This window comes from Sphingomonas carotinifaciens (assembly GCF_009789535.1).
GTDB classification, from domain to species: domain Bacteria; phylum Pseudomonadota; class Alphaproteobacteria; order Sphingomonadales; family Sphingomonadaceae; genus Sphingomonas; species Sphingomonas carotinifaciens.
On the sequence record NZ_WSUT01000005.1, the window covers coordinates 593284 to 613848 of the forward strand.

19 protein-coding genes are annotated in these 20565 nt (G+C 67.4%); 10 read left to right on the top strand and 9 right to left on the bottom strand.

Annotation, left to right across the window (positions count from 1 at the left end):
* Positions 1-35 precede the first annotated feature (35 nt).
* The 3 genes from GQR91_RS04755 (at position 36) to msrA (ending at position 2321) form a co-directional block, all read left to right on the top strand.
* On the top strand, positions 36-1235 hold the full coding sequence (locus GQR91_RS04755) for a pyridoxal phosphate-dependent aminotransferase (RefSeq protein ID WP_149681498.1): 1200 nt from the start codon (positions 36-38) through the stop codon (positions 1233-1235).
* 168 nt (positions 1236-1403) lie between these two features.
* Positions 1404-1541: a hypothetical protein gene (locus tag GQR91_RS04760; RefSeq protein WP_160146735.1), complete on the top strand. Its 138-nt coding sequence runs from the start codon at positions 1404-1406 to the stop codon at positions 1539-1541.
* Positions 1542-1673: 132 nt separating this feature from the next.
* Positions 1674-2321, top strand: a complete 648-nt coding sequence (msrA, locus tag GQR91_RS04765; protein ID WP_149681353.1) for a peptide-methionine (S)-S-oxide reductase MsrA — start codon at positions 1674-1676, stop codon at positions 2319-2321.
* Between the two features lie 209 nt (positions 2322-2530).
* On the opposite strand, the gene pdeM is transcribed toward msrA, so the two are convergent.
* The gene (gene pdeM, locus GQR91_RS04770) at positions 2531-3193 is read right to left on the bottom strand and encodes a ligase-associated DNA damage response endonuclease PdeM (RefSeq protein WP_149681354.1); all 663 of its coding nucleotides are present in this window, start codon (positions 3191-3193) and stop codon (positions 2531-2533) included.
* 162 nt (positions 3194-3355) lie between these two features.
* On the opposite strand from pdeM, the gene GQR91_RS04775 reads away from it, so the two are divergent.
* Positions 3356-5281, top strand: coding sequence for a potassium transporter Kup (locus GQR91_RS04775; RefSeq protein WP_235903895.1), 1926 nt, complete (start codon positions 3356-3358; stop codon positions 5279-5281).
* Here GQR91_RS04775 and GQR91_RS04780 read toward each other — a convergent pair.
* Together GQR91_RS04780 and GQR91_RS04785 are read right to left on the bottom strand one after the other, a co-directional pair.
* Complete coding sequence (locus GQR91_RS04780) at positions 5278-6678, bottom strand: M20/M25/M40 family metallo-hydrolase (protein ID WP_149681356.1); 1401 nt, start codon at positions 6676-6678, stop codon at positions 5278-5280. The genes GQR91_RS04775 and GQR91_RS04780 overlap by 4 nt on opposite strands.
* A complete protein-coding gene (locus tag GQR91_RS04785; protein ID WP_112384145.1) occupies positions 6678-7886 on the bottom strand; it encodes an LL-diaminopimelate aminotransferase in 1209 nt (402 codons plus the stop codon). The genes GQR91_RS04780 and GQR91_RS04785 overlap by 1 nt, the downstream gene beginning before the upstream one ends.
* Before the next feature lie 115 nt (positions 7887-8001).
* Between GQR91_RS04785 and GQR91_RS04790 the strand changes: the two genes are divergently transcribed.
* The 3 genes from GQR91_RS04790 to clpS all read left to right on the top strand — a co-directional run bounded on the left by GQR91_RS04790 (position 8002) and on the right by clpS (position 11205).
* Positions 8002-9768 carry a PHA/PHB synthase family protein gene (locus tag GQR91_RS04790; protein WP_149681357.1) on the top strand — a complete coding sequence of 589 codons (1767 nt, stop codon included), beginning with the start codon at positions 8002-8004 and terminating at the stop codon, positions 9766-9768.
* A gap of 81 nt (positions 9769-9849) precedes the next feature.
* On the top strand, positions 9850-10674 hold the full coding sequence (locus GQR91_RS04795; RefSeq protein ID WP_235903866.1) for a phasin family protein: 825 nt from the start codon (positions 9850-9852) through the stop codon (positions 10672-10674).
* A 174-nt stretch (positions 10675-10848) separates the two neighbouring features.
* Positions 10849-11205 (top strand): ATP-dependent Clp protease adapter ClpS, encoded by a 357-nt coding sequence (gene clpS / locus GQR91_RS04800; protein ID WP_149681358.1) that lies wholly within the window; start codon positions 10849-10851, stop codon positions 11203-11205.
* A gap of 41 nt (positions 11206-11246) precedes the next feature.
* Here clpS and GQR91_RS04805 read toward each other — a convergent pair whose 3' ends face one another.
* A complete protein-coding gene (locus GQR91_RS04805) occupies positions 11247-11912 on the bottom strand; it encodes a Crp/Fnr family transcriptional regulator (RefSeq protein ID WP_311732265.1) in 666 nt (221 codons plus the stop codon).
* A gap of 190 nt (positions 11913-12102) precedes the next feature.
* On the opposite strand from GQR91_RS04805, the gene murA reads away from it, so the two are divergent.
* Together murA and GQR91_RS04815 are read left to right on the top strand one after the other, a co-directional pair.
* On the top strand, positions 12103-13386 hold the full coding sequence (gene murA, locus GQR91_RS04810; RefSeq protein WP_149681359.1) for a UDP-N-acetylglucosamine 1-carboxyvinyltransferase: 1284 nt from the start codon (positions 12103-12105) through the stop codon (positions 13384-13386).
* Positions 13387-13575: 189 nt separating this feature from the next.
* Positions 13576-15651: a catalase gene (locus GQR91_RS04815; RefSeq protein ID WP_149681360.1), complete on the top strand. Its 2076-nt coding sequence runs from the start codon at positions 13576-13578 to the stop codon at positions 15649-15651.
* A 267-nt stretch (positions 15652-15918) separates the two neighbouring features.
* On the opposite strand, the gene GQR91_RS04820 is transcribed toward GQR91_RS04815, so the two are convergent.
* Positions 15919-16683: a LytTR family DNA-binding domain-containing protein gene (locus GQR91_RS04820; protein ID WP_149681361.1), complete on the bottom strand. Its 765-nt coding sequence runs from the start codon at positions 16681-16683 to the stop codon at positions 15919-15921.
* 150 nt (positions 16684-16833) lie between these two features.
* On the opposite strand from GQR91_RS04820, the gene GQR91_RS04825 reads away from it, so the two are divergent.
* On the top strand, positions 16834-17370 hold the full coding sequence (locus GQR91_RS04825; RefSeq protein WP_160146736.1) for a DUF2306 domain-containing protein: 537 nt from the start codon (positions 16834-16836) through the stop codon (positions 17368-17370).
* 4 nt (positions 17371-17374) lie between these two features.
* Here GQR91_RS04825 and GQR91_RS04830 read toward each other — a convergent pair whose 3' ends face one another.
* The 4 genes from GQR91_RS04830 to GQR91_RS04845 all read right to left on the bottom strand — a co-directional run bounded on the left by GQR91_RS04830 (position 17375) and on the right by GQR91_RS04845 (position 20555).
* On the bottom strand, positions 17375-18967 hold the full coding sequence (locus tag GQR91_RS04830) for a cisplatin damage response ATP-dependent DNA ligase (protein WP_112384136.1): 1593 nt from the start codon (positions 18965-18967) through the stop codon (positions 17375-17377).
* Between the two features lie 14 nt (positions 18968-18981).
* Positions 18982-19167: a DUF1328 family protein gene (locus tag GQR91_RS04835; RefSeq protein WP_112384135.1), complete on the bottom strand. Its 186-nt coding sequence runs from the start codon at positions 19165-19167 to the stop codon at positions 18982-18984.
* Between the two features lie 219 nt (positions 19168-19386).
* Positions 19387-19884, bottom strand: coding sequence for a Dps family protein (locus GQR91_RS04840; RefSeq protein ID WP_112384215.1), 498 nt, complete (start codon positions 19882-19884; stop codon positions 19387-19389).
* Positions 19885-19988: 104 nt separating this feature from the next.
* On the bottom strand, positions 19989-20555 hold the full coding sequence (locus GQR91_RS04845) for a TMEM165/GDT1 family protein (protein ID WP_149681363.1): 567 nt from the start codon (positions 20553-20555) through the stop codon (positions 19989-19991).
* Positions 20556-20565: the final 10 nt, after the last annotated feature.

Here is a 20565-nt window from a genome sequence, read left to right on the forward strand (position 1 = left end):
GCCCGCCTCCATTCGATAGGGGAACACCCGTGTCCATGCAGCCTTCCGACGCGCTCGGCCGTATCAGCCCTTCTCCCACGCTCGCGATCACCTCGCGCGTGTTCGAGCTGAAGCGCGCAGGCGTGGACGTGATCGGGCTGGGCGCGGGCGAGCCGGATTTCGATACCCCGGAATTCGTCAAGGAAGCCGCGATCCAGGCGATTCGCGACGGCAAGACCAAATACACCAATGTCGACGGCACGCCCGAGCTGAAGGCGGCGATCGCCGCCAAGTTCGCGCGCGACAACGCGCTGACCTACACCCCCGATCAGATCACCGTGAACGTCGGCGGCAAGCACACGCTGTTCAACGCCATCGTCGCCACGGTCAATCCGGGTGACGAGGTCGTCATCCCCGCCCCCTATTGGGTCAGCTACCCGGATGTCGTGCAGTTCGCCGGCGGCAAGCCGGTGATCGTCGCCGCCGGCCCGGAACAGCATTACAAGCTGACGCCCGAGGCGCTCGACGCCGCGATCACCCCGCGGACCAAGTGGGTCATCCTCAACTCGCCGTCCAACCCGACCGGCGCCGGCTACACCGCCGACGAGTTGAAGGCGCTGGGCGCCGTCATCGCGCGCCACCCGCATGTCTGGGTCTTCGCCGACGATATGTACGAGCACATCGTGTATGACGGCTTCCGCTTCGCCACCATCGCGCAGGTCTGCCCCGAGCTGTACGAGCGCACGCTGACCGTCAACGGCTGTTCCAAGGCCTATGCGATGACCGGCTGGCGCATCGGTTTCGCGGCAGGCGCGCCCTGGCTGATCAAGGCGATCGCCAAGCTTCAGTCGCAATCGACCAGCAATCCCTGCTCGATCGCGCAGGCCGCGGCCACCGCGGCGCTGACCGGCGACCAGTCCTTCCTTCAGGAGCGCAACGCCGCCTTCCAGGTGCGCCGCAACCTCGTGGTCGGCATGCTGAACGAGATCGAGGGCATGACCTGCCCGACGCCGGAAGGCGCCTTCTACGTTTATCCGTCCTTCGCGCCGCTGATCGGCCGGACCACGCCCTCTGGCAAGCGCATCGACAATGACGAGGCGTTCGTCGGCTATCTGCTCGACGATGCCAAGGTCGCGGCGGTGCAGGGAGCCGCCTTCGGCCTCTCGCCCGCGATGCGGATCAGCTACGCGACGTCGGACGCCCTGCTCCGCGAAGCGTGCACCCGCATCCAGGACGCCTGCGCGGCGCTGCGCTGACGGCGTAACGCCCACCCGACATCCTAACCGTGACATTAACGGCACAGCCACGTGCCGTTAATGCTGTGTTTCTATAAACGATATTGCGAGCGTCGCCGGATCATCCCATCTGGCGGCCGAAAGACTGGCTGTTTCCAAGGGGATCAGCCCAAGAATCAAGGGTGATCCATGCGCAGCCTCATCAAGTCCAGCTTCCTTTGGCAGTTCGCCGGCGGTTTCGTGCTGGGGGCGATCAGTCTGGCGGCATTCCACACGGCCGAGGCGGTCAACGCACCCACGCGTGCACCGGTCGAGGCGATCCGCTAACATCGACTCTGCCGCCCGACGCGGCAGGCAAAACCCCGCTGACATGATCGCGCGCGGGGGGTGTCCCTGGTGGAAAAGCACGCTAGGGGACGAACGCTTGGCGCATCCGGCGCCATTCCCCATCTTTCCGGCATGATCCGCATGCTCCTGATCGCCGCCGCCCCGCTGGCGCTCCTCGCCCTCCCGGCGGGAATCGCCCGCAGCGAGCATGTCGTGCCGCTGCCGCAACCGGCGCTGGACGTACCGCCAACCTCCGCCTCCCAGACCGCGGTGTTCGCCGGCGGCTGCTTCTGGGGCGTGGAGGCGGTGTTCCGCCAGCTAAAGGGCGTGCGCGGCGTGACGTCCGGCTATGCCGGCGGCACCGCGGCCGATGCCAGCTATGCAAAGGTCTCCACCGAGCGCACCGGCCATGCCGAGGCGGTGCGGATCACCTATGATCCCGCACGGATCAGCTACGGCACCCTGCTGCGGGTCTTCTTCGCCATCGCGCACGATCCGACCCAGGTCGGCGGCCAGGGTCCCGATCGCGGTCCCAGCTACCGCTCCGCCATCTTCCCGCAAAGCCCGGACCAGATGCGCGTCGCCCGCGCCTACATGGCGCAAATCGCGCCTGCCTTTCGCAAACCGCTGACCACGCGCATAGAACAGGGCCGCTTCTTCCCCGCCGAGGCCTATCACCAGCGCTTCTTCGACCGGAACCCGACGCACCCCTATATCGTCGCCTGGGACAAACCTAGGGTCGCCGCCCTGCGCACCGGTTTGCCGGCCCTGATCCGATAACGGGAAGTCGACAGGCGCCGCCCACCCCATCCCGTTCGTCTCGAGTAACCGTCGAGTAGCGGCAAAGCCGCGTACCGAGACGGTGTATCGAGAGACAGGTTGGAGCGCGGAGCCATGCCCCGATACAAGCCGGGGATACGCCCGCACCGGGCTACGTGATCTTCCCCCGGCTCGAACGGATAGGGGTCAGCGCCGACACGGACCGCCCGTCAGGCGGCAACCGGGAAGCGCAGCAACCGGTCCTCCACCGGTACCAGCGCCTGCGCAGCCCCTCCCACCGCCTGCCGGATCGCCGGATGCGTCACATCCAGCCCCCCGGTCAGCGCGCCGAACGCCGGCAGGATCAGCTTCGTCCCCGTTGCGACGTAACAGCGCCGCGCCACGCTGCGCCCCCGCACCCGCAATCGCAGCTTGGGATGGAAATGCCCCGACATTTCCGGCCGCGACTCGGCCGCCGCCGCCTCGTGGCGCAGCACCACGCCGTCCACCACCATCTCGTCCGCCACCTCGCCGCCACACCGGTCCAGGATCGCGGGATCGTGATTGCCGGTGATCCACGTCCAGGCGAGATCGCCGGTCAGGCTGCGCAACATCCTTTGCGCATCGTCCGGCAGGCGGTCGCAACCGCCGACATCGTGGAAACTGTCGCCCAGGCACCACATCTCGCGCGCAGCCGTCCGCTCGACCAGCGCGGTCAGCGCGGATAGCGTCGCCAGCGAATCATAGGGCGGCAGCATCTGGCCGCGCGCCGCGTACCAGCTGCCCTTTTCCAGATGCAGGTCGGCGACCAGCAGCGCGCCGCGCGCCGGCCAGTAAAGCGCACCCTCGGCCGTCGCCTGAAATGCATGTCCGCCGAACGAAAGGGGAACCATGCCACCGCCCTGCCCGCCATGCGCGGACAAATCAAGCACGATGCCGCAGTTGCGAAACAACTTGCGTTGGTTTGCAACGGGCGTAAAGCGCCCCGTCCTTTCGACAGGGGGGTGCAAGTGGCCATCACGGCAGACGCGACCGGCGCGACATCAGGGCGGCACGTGTCGCCCGTCATCGAACGCAGCGGCGACGGCCACCACCGCCCGGCGCTGGCCGCGCTCACCATCGGTGCGCTCGGCGTCGTCTTCGGCGATATCGGCACCAGCCCGCTCTACGCCTTTCGCGAGGCGCTGGCCCAGTCGGCCGCCGACGGCATCGACCCCAGCGAGATCCTGGGCGTGCTCAGCCTCGCGCTCTGGACGCTCATCCTGGTCGTCTCGGTCAAATATGTCACCTTCCTGATGCGCGCCGACAATCAGGGAGAGGGCGGCGTTCTGGCGCTTGCCGCGCTCGCCCGCCGCGCGCTCGGCATCCGCTCGCGCATCGCGCTGGTGCTGGGGGCGACCGGCGCCTCGCTCTTCTACGGCGATGCGATCCTGACCCCCGCTTTGTCGGTCCTGTCCGCGATGGAGGGGCTGCGCACCATTCCCGGCGCCGCCGCGATGTTCGACGAGGGCACCATCCGCCTGTGCACCATCGCGATCCTGATCGCGCTGTTCCTGATCCAGTCGCGCGGCACCGCACAGGTATCGCGCCTTTTCGGCCCGGTCTGCATCCTGTGGTTCCTTGCCATCGGCGGGCTGGGGCTGTCGCATATCGCCGACGAACCTTCGATCTTCCGCGTCATCTGGCCCGACTACGGCATCGCCTTTCTCGCCACCCACGGCGTCACCGGGCTGTTCGTGCTGGGCGCGGTCTTCCTGACGGTCACGGGGGCAGAGGCGCTGACCGCCGATATGGGGCATTTCGGCAAGCTGCCGATCCGGCTCGGCTGGTTCCTGCTCGCCTTCCCTGCGCTGACCCTCAACTATCTCGGCCAGGGCGCCTTCGCGCTCGCCGCGCTGGAGCGGGCCCGCGTCGACGGCACCGCCTTCACCAATCAGGACTGGTTCTTCCTGATGGCGCCCGAATCCCTGCGCGCGCCGCTCGTCATCCTGGCCGGCATGGCAACCGTGATCGCGGCGCAGGCGGTCATCACCGGCGCCTTTTCGCTCACCCAGCAGGCGATCCAGCTCGGCTTCCTGCCGCGCTTGCGCATCCGCCAGACCTCGGCCGCGTTCCAGGGCCAGATCTACCTGCCCGCGATCAACTGGCTGCTGCTCGCCGGCGTGCTGATCCTGGTGGTGCAGTTCAAGACATCGTCCGCGATGGCCGCGGCTTACGGCATCGCGGTGACCGGCACGATGGTGGTCACCACCTGCCTTGCCTATCTGGTCGTCCGCCACCGCTGGAACTGGTCGCGCGGGCTGGCGCTGGCCGCGATCCTGCCCTTTCTCGCGCTCGACCTGATCTTTTTCGGCGCCAACATCCTGCGCGTGATCGAAGGGGGCTGGGTGCCGCTGCTCGTCGGGGCCGGCGTCGGCCTCGTCATCTACACCTGGGTGCGCGGACGCGGCATCGTCGCCGCCTTTGAACGCCGCCAGTCCATCCCCCTCGCCGACCTTGCCGCCGCGCTCGCGAAACGCCCCCCCGAACGCGTCCCCGGCACCGCCGTCTTCCTCACCGCCAACGTCGCCGCCGCCCCCGGCGCGCTCCTCCACAACCTCAAGCACAACAAGGTCTTGCACGCCCGCAACCTGATCGCCACCGTCCGCACCGCCGACCGCCCCGTCGTCCCCCCTGCCGAACGCGTCCGCGAGGAACGCCTGGACGACAATTTCTCTACCGTCACCCTCACCTACGGCTTCATGGAGTCGCCCGACGTGCCGCAGGATTTGGGCATCGAAACGCGCGCGCTCGGCCTCGACCCCATGAAGACCAGCTTCTTCATCGGCCGCAACACGCTGAAGCCGGAGGCGGAGAAGGGCATGCCCCCCTGGCAGGACCGGCTGTTCATGTTCCTGCAGCGCAACGCCGCCGACCCCACCGAATTCTTGCGGATTCCGCCCGGCAAGGTGCTGGAACTGGGCGAACAGGTCACCGTCTAGCGCACACCCGCATAGGCCTTCACCAGGTCGAACAGATAGTCGCGCCCCGCATAAAGGGCCTTTACCCGGATCCGCTCGTCGCGGCCGTGGATGCCCGACATGTCGCCGTCGATCAGCATCCCCGGCACGCCGTATACGGGGATGCCGATCGCCTGGAAGAAGATGCCGTCCGTCGCTCCGGCCGACATCATCGGCACGACCGGCACGCCCGGAAAATGCCGCTTCGCCACCTGCGTCATCGGCGCCAGGATCGCAGGGTCCGGCGCCAGCGGCACCGCGGTGGGGCGGATCGGCTGGTTCGCGGTCACCACCACCTCCGGCCCCGCAAGGCCGCGCAGCGTGTCCAGCACCCCCTCCACCGTCTCACCGGGAAACAGCCGGCAGTTGATGTTCGCGGTCGCCCGCTGCGGCAGCGCGTTTTCGGCGTGCCCCGCGCTCAGCAAGGTCGGCACGCAGGTGGTGCGCAAGGCCGCCTGCAACGTCTTGTCGCGGCTGACGATGGCATCGGCCTCGGCGTCGCCCGCATCGGCGAGCAGCCGCCTGATCGCCTCCCCCATCTCTGCCCCCGCCCGCTGCGCCATCGCCGCGAAGAACGCCCGCGTCGTCGCCGTGAACGACACCGGAAAGCGATGCTCCCGAATCGCCTGCACCGCCCCCACCAACGCATAGATCGCATTGTCCCCCGTCGGCTGCGCGCTATGCCCGCCGTTATGGGTCGCGGTCAGCGTGTAATTCTGCGCGGCCTTCTCGCCGATCTGCACCGCCAGCATATCGGGACGGCCGTTCGCGCCGTAGCGCCCGCCCCCGCCCTCGTTCAGTACGAACCCCGCCGCGATGAGGTCGGGCCGCGTTCTGGTCAGCCACTCCGCGCCGTTGAAGGCGAACGTCGTTTCCTCGCCGCAGGTCAGCGCCAGTTTCACCGTGCGGCGCGGCGTCAGCGGCCGCAGCCGGATCATCGTATCCGCCCAGACCGCGCCCTGCGCCTTGTCGTCGAACGTGCCGCGGCCATAAAAATAGCCGTCTTCTTCGACCAGCGTGAACGGATCGCGGGTCCAGTCCGCCCGCCTGGCCTCCACCACGTCGAGATGCCCGAGCAGCAACACCGCCGGCAACGCCGGATCGCTGCCCGGCAACACCGCCACCACCCCGCCCTCGCGCGGGTGATCGGGCGGCGCGAAGGTCACCACCGCATCGCCCGGAAACCCGGCCGCCCGCAACCGCGCCGCGATCTGCCCGGCCGCGCGCGTGCAGCTACCCGCCGACGGGGTCGTGTCGGTTTCGACCAGTTCCTTGTAGAGCCTCAGGAACGCCCGCTGATCGGGCCGGTTCTGCGCAGCGGCGGCGCTGGCGGACAGGGCGCAGATCGCCGCCGCCGCCAACGCCCGCCACCGGTGCATCAGCCCGCCTTGGCGCCCGGCGTATTGACCCCCATGGATTGCAGATAGCGCTTCACGTTGCGCGCCGCCTGCCTCAGGCGCTGCTCGTTCTCGACCATGGCGATCCGCACATAGCCCTCGCCATTCTCGCCATATCCCACGCCCGGCGCGACCGCGACCTTGGCCTCGGTCAGCAACTGCTTGGAAAATTCCAGGCTGCCGAGATGGGCAAGCGCCGGCGGCAACGGCGCCCAGGCGAACATCGACGCGCGCGGCGACGGAATATCCCAGCCCGACCGGGCGAAGCTTTCCACCAGCACGTCGCGGCGCTTGTGATAAAGCTGCCGGTTCTTCTCGACGATGTCCTGCGGGCCGTTCAGCGCGGCGCAGGCGGCGGCCTGGATCGGCGTGAACGCGCCGTAATCCAGATAGGATTTCACCCGCGTCATCGCCGCGATCAGCTTGCGGTTGCCCACTGCGAAGCCGATGCGCCACCCGGCCATGCTGTACGTCTTGGACAGCGAGGTGAACTCCACCGCCACGTCCTTCCCGCCCTTCACCTGCAGGATCGACGGCGTCGGATTGCCGTCATAATAGAGCTCGGAATAGGCCAGGTCGCTCAGGATCCACAGCCCCTGGTCCTTCGCGAACGCCACCAGCCGCTCGTAGAACGCCAGGTCCACCGTCTCCGCGGTCGGGTTGGACGGGTAGTTGACCACCAGCACCGATGGCCGCGGGATGGTGAACTCCATCGCTCGTTTCAGGCTCTCGAAATAGGCCTCGTCCGGCGTCGTGGGCACCGCACGGATCGTCGCACCCGCGATGATGAAGCCGAAGGTATGGATCGGATAGGACGGATTGGGCGCCAGGATCACGTCGCCCGGCGCGGTGATCGCCGTGGCGAGACTCGCAAGCCCCTCCTTCGACCCCATCGTCACCACGACTTCCGTCTCGGGATCGAGGTCGACGCCGAAACGCCGGCCATAATAATTGGCCTGCGCGCGGCGCAGTCCGGGAATGCCCTTGGACTGCGAATAGCCATGCGCGTCGGGCTTGCTCGTCACCTCGATCAGCTTGTCCAGCACATGCTGCGGCGGCGGCAGGTCGGGATTGCCCATGCCCAGATCGATGATGTCCTCGCCGCGCGCGCGCGCCGCGGCCCGCATCGCGTTGACTTCGGCGATGACATAGGGCGGCAGCCGGCGGATGCGGTAGAACTCTTCGGACATGGTATCCTCTTTGTTGGGAACTCACCCCCCATAGCCGCTTTCCTCTCCCGACGCGACCGGACATGACGGCGCAACATCATTGCGGTATCACGCACGCCAGCAACCAGAGGATGCCATGGCCCAGACCGACGACGCGCACGACCCCCGGCCCCCCGGTGGAGGCGCCACGCCCGCCATCCCGACGCTGGAGGAGTTGCAGCACTGGACTTGGGTGATGGGGCGTGCGCAGCAGATGATGATGGAGCAGGGGATCGCGGCGATGAGGCCGCCGGCGGAGGGCGTGCCGGCGATGCCGGTCGTCCCCGGCTTCAACGATCCCGCCACCATCGAGCGGGCGCGTGATTTCTGGTCGGAAAGCATGGACTTGTGGCGCCGCTTCCTTGATCCTTCCGCCGCGGCGCCCGCCCCTGCGGCCAAGCCCGACAAGCGGTTCAAGGCGCCGGGATGGCAGTCGCCGATGTTTGACCTGATCCGGCAAAGCTATGCGCTGGTGGGCGATCACATGTTACGCGGTGTCGACGCGCTGGAGGGGGTCGAGCCGCGCCAGAAGGAACAGCTCCGCTTCGCCACCCGCGCCTTTGTCGACGCGATGAGCCCGACCAACTTTCCCGCCACCAATCCGGAGGTGATCGAGAAGACGATCGAGACCAAGGGCGAGAATCTGCTGAAAGGCTTGCAGAACATGCTTGCCGATATCGGCCGTGGGCAATTGACCCATACCCAGGCCGACGCGTTCCAGATCGGCCGCGACATCGCCGCCACGCCGGGCCAGGTGGTGTTGCGCACCCCGCTCTACGAACTCATCCAGTATCAGCCGACGACCGAAACGGTCGCGACCACGCCGATCGTGATCTTTCCGCCCTGGATCAACCGCTTCTACATTCTCGACCTGTCGCCGGAAAAAAGCCTGATCCGCTGGGCGCTAGACCAGGGCTTCACCGTGTTCATGGTGTCGTGGAAGTCCGCCGATGCCACCATGGCGGATATCGCATGGGACGATTACGTCGCCGCGCAGGTGGAGGCGATCGACACAATTCGCGATCTGCTGGACGTGCCCGCGGTACACAGCGTCGGCTATTGCGTCGCGGGCACCACGCTGGCCGCGACGCTGGCATGGCTCGCCGCGCGGGGCGAGGCGGACAAGGTCGCCAGCGCCACCTTCTTCACCGCCCAAGTCGATTTCTCGAAGGCGGGCGACCTCCTGCACTTCGTCGATGACGAGCAACTGGCGCTGATCGGCACGCTGTCGCCAGAGGGGTTTCTCGACGGGCGCTATCTGGCTGCGACCTTCAACCTGTTGCGCGGGCGCGACCTGATCTGGAACTACGTCACCAACAACTATCTGCTGGGCAAGGATTATGTGCCGTTCGACCTGCTCCACTGGAACGGCGACGTCACCAACCTGCCCGCCAAATGGCACCTCAGCTACCTGACCGACCTGTACCGCGACAATCTGCTGGTGCAGCCCGGCGCGCTGTCGATCGCGGGCGTCCCCCTCGATCTGCGCCGCGTCGCCACCCCCGCCTATGTGCAGGCCGGTCGCGAGGATCATATCGCCCCGCCGGAGAGCGTGTGGAAGCTGACCGAGCTTTTCCAGGGGCCGCTCCGCTTCGTCCTTGCCGGCTCCGGGCACATCGCCGGCGTGGTCAATCCGCCGGCGGCGGGCAAATACCAGTATTGGACCAACGACACGCCCGCCGAGTCGCTCGACGCCTTTGTCGCATCCGCGACCGAGACCAAGGGGAGCTGGTGGCCGGATTGGGCGACATGGCTACGCCATCAGGATGACGCGACCACGCCGGCGAACGGTGCCAGGATCCCCGGCAACGGCAAACTGCCCGCACTGGAGGCTGCCCCCGGCAGCTACGTGGGCACCCGCTAATCTATGTTGCAGTGCACAATAAGCCTTGATTCAGGTCAAATCACCGCTTATTGTGCATCGCAGCGAAATTAGGGGAGTGTTATGTCTATCGACAAGACGAATACGCCCGCGGCTGCCAAGCAGTCCGGCACGAGCCGCAAGCCGCGGCGTGACGTGAAATCCAGGGCCGCGACGCCGTTGCCCGGCCTGCCCGCGATTCAGGACGCGGCGGCGCCCTCCCCCGCAGCGGCGGTAAAGGCCCTGGTCGCGGACACGGTCGCCCCGGCGGCGGTCGCCACGCCACTCCCCGTCGAACCGGTCGAGACGCCCGCGCCTGCCGCGGCGGCTCCCGCCCCGACGCCCCCGATCCCTGTCGTTTCCGCAACCATGGAGACCGACACCCCGTCCGATCCGATTACCAGCGAGCCGGACCAACCGACTCCCCCGACCGCCGCGGTTCCGGCGGACATCGAAGCCAAGGAAGTTGTGATGGAAGCGACGATCGAAAACGCCACGAGCAAGACCCAGGCCATGTTCGGCGAGGCCTCCACCCGCACCCAGGCGGCCATGGACAAGAGCGCCCGGATGCTTGAGGACGCCGCCGCCTTCAACAAGGACAATCTGGAAGCGCTGGTCGAATCGTCGCGCATCGCCGCGCGCGGGTTCGAACATCTCGGCCAGGGCGCGGCCGACTATGCCAAGCGCAGCTTCGAGAGCACGACCCAGGCGTGGAAGACGCTCGCCAGCGCCAAGTCGCCGACCGAGTTCATGAAGCTCCAGTCGGACTATGCCCGCACCAGCTTCGACACGCTGGTCGCCGAGACGTCGAAGTCGACCGAGACGATGCTGAAGCTGGCCGGCGAGATCGCCCAGCCGCTCAGCAACCGCTTCGCGGTCGCCGCCGAGAAGATGAAGATCAGCGCCTGACGCGGATCGCCCGGGGCCGGCTCCCGGGCAAAGGGGCGGTCGTCCAACCGGACGGCCGCCCTTTTCTTTGCGGCCGGCGGGCCGGGAATCGTCCTCCGCGCCGGTTCAGCCCCTTGTGCCTGCCCCCGCGCATGCCATATTTTCAATCCTGTCATGCAGCGGCTTACAACAACCATGGCTGATCGCCGAGATGGCGACGGCACCGACGACGACGGCAATGGTGGCGCCGGGGGCGGCTCCGGGCTCGGTGTCGCCACGCGCACGCGCACCCGCACCAAACAGCCGACGCCCTACCGCGTCCTGATGCTCAACGACGACTATACGCCGATGGAGTTCGTCGTGCTGTGTCTCCAGCGCTTCTTCCGCATGAACATGGAGGAAGCGACCCGCGTCATGCTCCACGTCCATCAGCGCGGCGTGGGCGTGTGCGGCGTCTTTTCCTACGAGGTGGCCGAGACCAAGGTCGGCCAGGTGATCGATTTCGCCCGCGCCAACCAGCATCCGCTGCAATGCACGCTGGAAAAGGCCTGACCTGATACCCCCGCCCTCCCGGCGGGGTCAGGATCGGCCGCTCACCGCCCCGGCGGCAGCCATCCCAGGTCGAGCTTGTTGTAGCGATCGACATAATTGGTCTCGCGCGCCAACGCCGCTTCGTCGCGGATCACCACGCGCCCCGATTCGCGCGCGATCATGCCGTCTTCCTCCAACTGCCGCAGCATCCGGTTGACGTGCACCGCGGTCAGCCCGGTGGCATCGCCGATCTCCTCCTGCGTCAGGCGCAAGGGGAAGATCGCATCGATATCCATGTCGGCACGCCGCATCCGGTTGCGCAGGTCGAGCAGCAGCGTCGCGACCCGCGCGCGCGCCGAGGTCCGCCCCAGCCCCGCCATCCGGTCCGTCGCCGCCACCCGCTCGATCTGGTTCAACACCAGGAGCAGGCATAACAGGCGCGGATGCTCCTCCGACAGCCGCGCGATCGTCGGCCGGTCGATCACCGACAGCACCGCCGTCGACAGCGCCACCACCGTGTCCGGCGATCCGCGATAAACCAGCGCCGACAGTGCAAAAATATCGCCTGGGAACAGGAAACGCACAATCTGCCGGCTGCCGTCGTCCAGGAGGACATAGGCCATCATCATGCCTTCACGCACGACGAACAGTTCGTCCATCCGGTCATGTTCGCGCAGCAACACCGCGCCCCGCGACACGGTGCGCGTCCGCTCTTCGACTTGAATCAAAGTGTTGCGTTCGCCCGGGGTCAATTCGACCATTCGGTGGAAGCGATCGGCGAGGCCGCTGCGTGGCACTATTCCTATTCCCCCAATCGGCTCCGAGCCTTAGCCAAGGAAGGGATTTGCCTGCATTGACATCGATCAAGGCAGGACAGGAGCCTTGGCGCTTCGTCATTGCTTGCGCTAGGGACGGGGGATGGATCGCATTCTCATTCGCGGCGGACAGCGACTCGCCGGGCGCCTCCCGATTTCCGGTGCCAAGAACGCCGCACTCACCCTCCTCCCCTGCGCACTGCTGACGGACGAACCGCTCACCCTGCGCAACCTGCCGCGCCTCGCCGATGTCGATGGCTTCGGCCACCTTCTGAACCAGTTGGGTGCCTCGACCGCGATCGAGGGCACGCGCCCCGACGAATTCGGCCGGGTGATGACGATCCGCGCCGGCCGCCTGACCTCGACCGAGGCGCCCTATGACATCGTGCGCAAGATGCGCGCCTCCATCCTCGTCCTCGGCCCCATTCTGGCGCGGGCCGGTGTCGCGCGCGTGTCGCTGCCCGGTGGCTGCGCGATCGGCAACCGCCCGATCGATCTTCACCTGAAGGCGCTGGAGGCGATCGGCGCCCAGATCGAGCTGACCGCCGGCTATGTCGAGGCGTCCGCGCCCGGCGGCCGGCTGTCGGGTGGCCGCTACACCTTCCCCGTGGTCTCGGTCGGCGCGACCGAGAATGTGCTGATGGCCGCCGCCACCGCCCAGGGCACCAGCGTGATCGGCAACGCCGCGCGCGAGCCCGAGATCGTCGACCTGTGCAACCTGCTTGTCGCGATGGGCGCCCGGATCGACGGCATCGGTACCGAGACGCTGACGATCGAGGGCGTCGATCGCCTGCACGGCGCCACCTATGCGGTGATGCCCGATCGGATCGAGGCGGGCTCCTATGCCTGCGCCGCGGCGATCACCGGCGGCGACATCGAACTGGTCGGCGCCCACGCCCCCGACATGGAGGCGACGCTCGCCGCCCTGCGCCAAGCCGGCGTGACCGTGGAGGAGAAGCCCGGCGCGATCCGCATCGCGGCGGACGGCCCGCTCAGGCCGCTCACGCTCTCCACCGCGCCCTTTCCGGGCTTTGCCACCGATATGCAGGCGCAGTTCATGGCGATGCTCCTGAAGGCGGAGGGCACCAGCGTCCTGACCGAGACGATCTTCGAGAACCGCTACATGCATGTTCCCGAACTGGCGCGCATGGGGGCCAGCGTGCAGGTGCATGGCCGCACCGCCATGGTGAAGGGCGGCGAGCCGCTGGTCGGCGCCCCCGTCATGGCGACCGACCTGCGCGCCTCGATGAGCCTCATCATCGCCGGCCTGGCCGCCGAGGGCGAAACCTCGGTCGCGCGCGTCTATCACCTCGACCGCGGCTATGAGCGGCTGGAGGAAAAGCTCTCCGCCGTCGGCGCCGACATCGAACGCGTCAGCGACGGCTGATCACGGACCAGCCCTCTCCCCATACGGGGAGAGGGAGGGGCCCATCGCGCCAGCGATGGGAGGGTGAGGGGCCGCCAAACAGCGCAACGTCAATCGTCACCCCGCCCCCCCAACCGCAATCGATTCGCAACAGGCTCCATTCGGCATCCCGCTCGTTGAGCGAGGCAAAGCCTTACCTGGAGCAATATCATGGATCATGACGCCCTGAACGCCGGCAACGGCGGCGAGACGCATCAGCGCAGCGACGCCGACCATCCGGTCCTCACCACCAATCAGGGCGTCGCGATCGCCGACAACCAGAACCAGCTCAAGGCCGGCCTGCGCGGCCCCGTGCTGCTCGAAGACCATGTCTACCGCGAGAAGATCAACCATTTCGACCACGAGCGTATTCCGGAGCGGATCGTTCACGCCCGCGGCACCGGCGCGCACGGCTATTTCGAACTGACCGAATCGCTGTCCAACATCACCACCGCCGACATCTTCCAGCGCCCCGGCGAGCGCGTGCCCGTCTTTACCCGCTTCTCCACGGTGGCGGGCGGCGCCGGATCGGTGGACACCCCGCGCGACGTGCGCGGCTTTGCGGTGAAATTCTATACCAAGCAGGGCAATTGGGATCTGGTCGGCAACAACATCCCGGTCTTCTTCATCCAGGACGCGATCAAGTTCCCCGACCTGATCCACGCTGCCAAGATGGAGGCCGATCGCGGCTATCCGCAGGCGGCGACCGCGCACGACACCTTCTGGGACTTCATCTCGCTCATGCCCGAATCGACCCACATGATCATGTGGGCGATGTCGGACCGTACCCTGCCGAAAAGCTTCGCGACGATGGAGGGGTTCGGCATCCACACCTTCCGCTTCGTCAACAAGGCGGGTCAGTCGACCTTTGTGAAGTTCCACTGGAAGCCCAAGGCCGGGCTGCAATCGACCATCTGGGACGAGACGGTGAAGATCGCCGGCGCCGATCCCGATTTTCAGCGTCGCGACCTGTTCGAGCGGATCGGCCGCGGCGACTTCCCCGAATGGGAACTGGGCGTGCAGCTGTTCGACGAGGAATTCGCCAACGCCCAACCCTATGACGTGCTCGATTCGACCAAGATCATCCCGGAGGAAGTGCTGCCGGTAAAGATCGTCGGCCGCATGGTGCTCGACCGCTATCCCGACAATTTCTTTGCCGAAACCGAGCAGGTCGCCTTCTGCCCCAGCAACGTCGTGCCGGGCATCGACTTCACCAACGATCCCCTCCTCCAGGGCCGGCTCTTCTCCTACCTGGACACGCAATTGTCGCGCCTCGGCGGGGTCAACTTCACCCAGATCCCGGTCAACCAGCCCAAGAACGTCCCCGGCGATCACCCCTTCGCCAATCTGCAGCGCGATGGCCATATGCAGATGCAGGTGTTTAAGGGCCGCGCCAATTACGAGCCCAACAGCCTGCATCTGGCGGGCGAACCCGGCGGCCCGCGCGAGGACCCGGCGGGCTTCAAGACCTATCCGTCGGAAGAAGAGGGCGCCAAGCTGCGCATCCGTCCCGAAAGCTTTGCGGATCATTACAGCCAGGCTCGGCTGTTCTTCCGCTCGCTCGACCCCGCCGAACAGGCGCATCTGGCCTCCGCGATCGTGTTCGAGCTGTCCAAGGTTTCGCTCGAACATGTCCGCATCCAGATGATGGCGAACCTGCGCAACGTGGATGAAACGCTGGCGACCCGCGTCGCCGACGGCCTCGCCATGGACCTGCCCGAGGCGTCGCCGACGGCGGCTCCGGTGATCGACATGGACGTATCGCCAGCGCTGCGCATCATCCGTGGCCCGCTGGAAAAGCATACGCTGAAGGGCCGCACCGTCGGCATCCTCATCGCCGACGGCACCGACGCGGCCGCGTTGAAGACGGTGAAGGCGGGTGTCGAGGATGCCGGCGGCACCCCGATGCTGATCGCGCCCAAGGTCGGCGCCGTGCCGCTCTCCGACGGGACAAAGGTCAAGGCCGACGCGCAACTCTTCGGCCAGCCTTCGGTCACCGTCGATGCGATCGCGGTGATCCTGAGCGAAGAGGCCTGCGCGAAACTGGTCAAGGAAGGCGCCGCGGTACAGTTCGTCATGGACGCCTTCGGCCATCTGAAGGCGATCGGCCACAACGCCGCCGCGCAACCCCTGCTCGACAAGGCCGGGGTCCAGCCGGACGAGGGCGTGGTGGATCTCGACGGCTTCGTCAACGCCGCCAAGAAGCGCTACTGGGACCGCGAACCCAAGGTCCGCACGCTGGCGTGATATCCAACCTCCCTCTCCCCTCCGGGGAGCATCAGGTGAACAGCGCCCCGCGCTGTTCAGCCCATGCCGGGGGCATGGGCGACCTGATGCTGGAAGGGGCCCGCTGCCGCAAGGCAGTGGGAAGGGTGAGGGGCCGCCAAGCTACGCAAGGTAGCTGACGACGCGCAACGCAACCCGATAAAACTAGAGGCGAAAGCGATAAGTTTTGTGCTCCCCCTCCGCTTCAGGGGAGAGGCTCGGCCTGTAGAATCTTGATCGCGTTTGACACTAGATCCACCCCTCCGCCACCAGCGTCGGAACCGCCCCCCGCGCCACCGGTGCCTCGACCCCGCCGGGCAGCACCAGCCGGTAGTTGCGCCCCTCGCGCCGTACCCGCTCCACCGCATCCCGCGCGACCCACCAGCTGCGATGCACCTGTGCCCCCGCCAGCGGGGCGGTTTCCGCCACCGCATCGCGCATCCGCATCAGGATCAGCGCCGAGCCATAAGCACCGTGCGCGCGGACATAATGGTCCTCCATCTCCAGCGCGTGCAGCGTCGGCCCGAACCCCGGCGGCAACCGTTCGAACAATGCCGGCCCGACCGGCTCGGCCACTACCGGCTCCGGTTCCGACTCCGCCAGCACCAACGCCGCCTCCCGCCGCCGCCGCGCGACCCACAGCATCACCGTCCCGATCGCACCCACCAGCCCCACATTGACGTACAGCGCCAGGGCCTGCTCCGGCGTCGGCCAGCGCGTGGTATAGCCGATCCGGCCCACCACCCACACCAGCGCGGTCATCGGCACGCTCGCCACCACACCCGCCGCCGCCCACATCGCCGCCTCGGGCAGCGCCAGCCGCGCCGCCACCCGGCTCGCCGCCATCATCGCCGGATGATAGAGCGCATATCCCGCCACCATCAGCGTCACCCAGTAGACCAGCCGAAACGCCACGCTCCCCGCAAACGTCCCGAACGGTCCCATCAGCGCGAGCAGCAACCCGATCGCGAGCATGATCGACAGATCGATGAGGAAACGGCGGGCCGGCGGCATGACGGAGGCGAGTCCTACCGCCCGTTCACGCTTCGCGAAATGGCAAAGCCGCACGGCTCACGCAGCAGGCGGCCGATCCACGCACCCGCGCTGGCGAACGAACCGTCGGCAGACAGGATGGCCCCGACACCGCCATCAAGGATCGCGCCGATGACCAGCCTGCCCCTCCCGATCGCCTTCCCGCCCCGTCGCACGCGTCGCGACCTGTCGCCCGCGATGCGCGCCATGGTGCTGGTCGCCGGTGGCGGGCTCAGCGCGATGGCGGCCGTGGCGCTCGGCCGTGCCGCCCTCGGCCTCGCGCCCGCCGCCCCGGCGGTTCGCGAGGTGGCGGTGGCGCTCCACCTCGCCACGGTGCTGCCCGCCCTGCCCCTCGGCCTCTACCTGCTACTCGCCCACAAAGGCGGCCCCCACCACCGCCTGCTCGGCAAGGTCTGGGTCATGCTGATGCTCGTCGCTGCCCTGTCCGCACTCGGCATTCGCCACCTCAACCATGGCCAGTTCAGCGCGATCCACCTGTTCGTGCCCCTAACCGTCATCGGCCTGTGGCGTGCCGTTGCCTCCGCACGATCGGGCTGGATCGCCACGCACCGCACCACCATGATCGCCCTTTATCTCGGCGGACTGATCGGCGCGGGTGCCTTCGCCTTTGCCCCCGCGCGCATCATGGGCCTGTGGCTGTTCGGCTGACCGATCAGGTCACCATCCGCCGCAGCGCCTCGATCCGGTCCGCTTCCGCGGCGGGCTTGTCCAGGCGGATGCGCGCGATCCGGGGAAAGCGCATCGCGATCCCCGATTTGTGCCGCTTCGATTCGTGGATCGAATCGAACGCGATCTCCAGCACCAGCGTCTTCTCCACCTCGCGCACCGGGCCGAAGCGGTGCACGGTATGGCCGCGCACGAAGCGGTCCAGTTCGCGCAGTTCCTCGTCGGTGATCCCCGAATAGGCCTTGCCGACCGGCAGTAGCTCGCCCTCCTCGGTCCAGCAGCCGAAGGTATAGTCGCTGTAGTAACTCGACCGCCGCCCGCTGCCGCGCTGCGCGTACATCATCACGCAGTCCGCGGTCAGCGGATCGCGCTTCCATTTATACCACAGCCCGGTGCGCCGCCCCGTCACATAGGGCGAGTCGCGCCGCTTCAGCATCATGCCCTCGATCGCGGCATCGCGCGCGGTGGCGCGCATCGCCTCCAGCGCGGTGAAGTCCGCCGCCTCGATCACCTGGCTCAGATCGAACCGGTCGGGGTCGAGGGGTGCCGCGAACGCTTCCAGCCTCCGGCGTCGCTCGGTCCATGGCAGGGGGCGCAGATCCTCGTTCCCATCGAACAGGATGTCGTACAGGCGGACAAAGGCCGGATATTCCTCCAGCATCTTGCCCGACACCGTCTTGCGCCCGAGTCGCTGTTGCAGCGCGTTGAAGCTGGCCGCGCCCCCGCCATCCTCCAGCGTCCCGCCCTGATGCTCGCCCTTGACCAGCAATTCGCCGTCGACCGCGCCGATCCCGGTAAAGGCGGCGGCGACATCGGGAAAGCTGCCCGTCACATCGTCGCCGGTCCGGCTGTAGAGCCGGGTGGCACCCGCGACATGGACGATCTGCACGCGGATGCCGTCCCACTTCCACTCCGCGGCATAGTCCTTCAGGTCGACGCGCAGATCCTCCAGCGGATGCGCCAGCATGAACGGCCGGAACACCGGCACGTCCGCGGGCGTCGGCTGCGCGCCGGTACCCTCGGCCCAGGCGAACAACGCAGCATAGGGCGGCACCAGTCCGTGCCACACCTCCTCCACCGCATCGACATCCAGTCCGAACGCGTCGGCCAGCGCCGTCTTGGCCAGCCGCGCCGACACGCCGATCCTGAGCGACCCCGTCGCCATCTTGAGCAGGGCGAAGCGTTCCTCGGCATTCAGCCGGTCGAGCATCCCGGCAAGCGCCGCCGGCGCATCCGATCGTGACAGATGCATCAACCGATCGACCACATCCGCCACAGACAGCGGGGCATTCTCCACTGGCCGGTCGGGCTCTGGCCACAGCAGCGACACCGTCTCCGCGGTATCGCCGACATAGTCGCGGCTCATCCGGAAAAGTACGGGGTCGATCCGCGCCTCGATCAGCGCCCGGATCAGTGCGGGCTTCACCGCCGGCAGGTCCAGGTCGCCGGTCAGCGCCGCCATCGCCCAACCCCGGTCGGGGTCGGGCGTGGCGCGCAGGTAATCGGCGATCAGCCTCAGCTTGGCATTGCGCGACCGCGTATAGATCAGCGAATCGAGAAGCGCGGCAAAGGCCTGCATCGCCGGGCCGTTCGTCAGTCGATCGCGTTCTTCACCGATTTACCCGCGACCAGCCCCAGCACGAGGAAGATCAGGAAGAGGGCCAGGGCGATAAAGAACAGCACCTTGGCAATGCCGACGAACGCACCACCGATCCCGCCGAAACCGAGCGCACCCAGGATCAATCCGAGGATCAGAAAAGTGACGGCAAGTTTCAGCATGGTGGTTCCTCCTGACGGTTATGCTTCCACAACCGGTCAGGAGGTCGTTGCGTTCCCGATCAGAGATCGGGCTATGGAGAACGCGCCGACGCGCGTTTGCGGTACCGGCCCGCTCCCCCACCCGGCCACCCACTTCCGTATGCTTGATGGGTGGCCGAGTGGGGGAGCGGGCCGGTACCGCCTGAAACCTTGCCCTCTTGCGAGTTTTCAAAAAGAGTATCAGCCCTTGCGGCTGGCCTCGAACAGGAACCAGGCACGTTCCTCGGCCTGATCGGTCCATTCGTCGACGATGCCGCTGGTCGCATTGTCCTTGGCGTCCTCGGCGGCGTCCTTGACCGCGCGGAACCGGTCGACCAGCTTCAGATTGTCGTCGCGCAGCTCGGCCAGCATGTCGCCGGCCCCCACGAACTCGCGGTCGTTGTCGGCGATGGTCTGGCGGCGCGCGATGTCGCCGATCGAACGCAGCGTGACATTGCCCGTCTTGCGCACCCGCTCCGCGATCGCGTCGGTCACGCCCAGGATCTGCGCGGCCTGATCGTCCAGCAACAGGTGGTAATCCCGAAAATGCGGGCCCGAGACGTGCCAGTGGAAATTCTTCGTCTTCAAATACAGTGCATAGCAATCCGCCAGTGCGCCGTTCAGCGCATCGGCGACGCTGGCGGTGTCGTTGCGGTTCAGGCTGCTCGGCGTTTCGAGCGCCGGGTTGGTATCGGCCATCGGAAAGCTCCCGGATGATGGTTGGAATTTGTTGCGTGAACGATCCGATGGCCGAATGGCTCCGACGCGTCCACGCGCAAAACCCGCGCTGTTTGATCGACCCGCTAGATCAACCGCAATCCGGACAGCCCGAATATCACGCCCAGCATCAGGCACAGGACCGCCCCACCCTGCCGGATGCGATCGCGCGGCAGGCGGCACCAGTCCCGCTCGCCCATCACCGCCGCGGCGCCCAGCACCGCGATCCCGCCCAGCGTCGCACCGACCACCGCCAGCCACGGCATCGTCGATCGGATCGCGATGGCGTCCACCACGAATTGCAACCCGTCGCCAAAGCACAGGATGAACAGCCCGAGCAGACTGGTCGCAAAGGCGCCCAGCCGCCACCGCGCCAGCCGCTCCGGCGGCTTTTGCGCAAACAGCGCGCCGCCGCCCTGCAACACCAGCGCCATGGCCAGGAGGAGGTCGCGCGCCGCGGGCGTCAGCATCGCCGCGATCGCCAGTCCCGCCGCCACCGCGATCCCGCTCGCCGCCGCCAATGCGACCAGCGCGGCCAGCATCACCGTAGCGGGGGCGCGGTATCGGTCGGCCAGGATCGCCGCGAGCCAGGCGGGCCGGTCCCCCGCCTGCACCACCAGCGCGGCGACCAGCGCCGCCATCAGTGCGTCCATCAGCGACGCA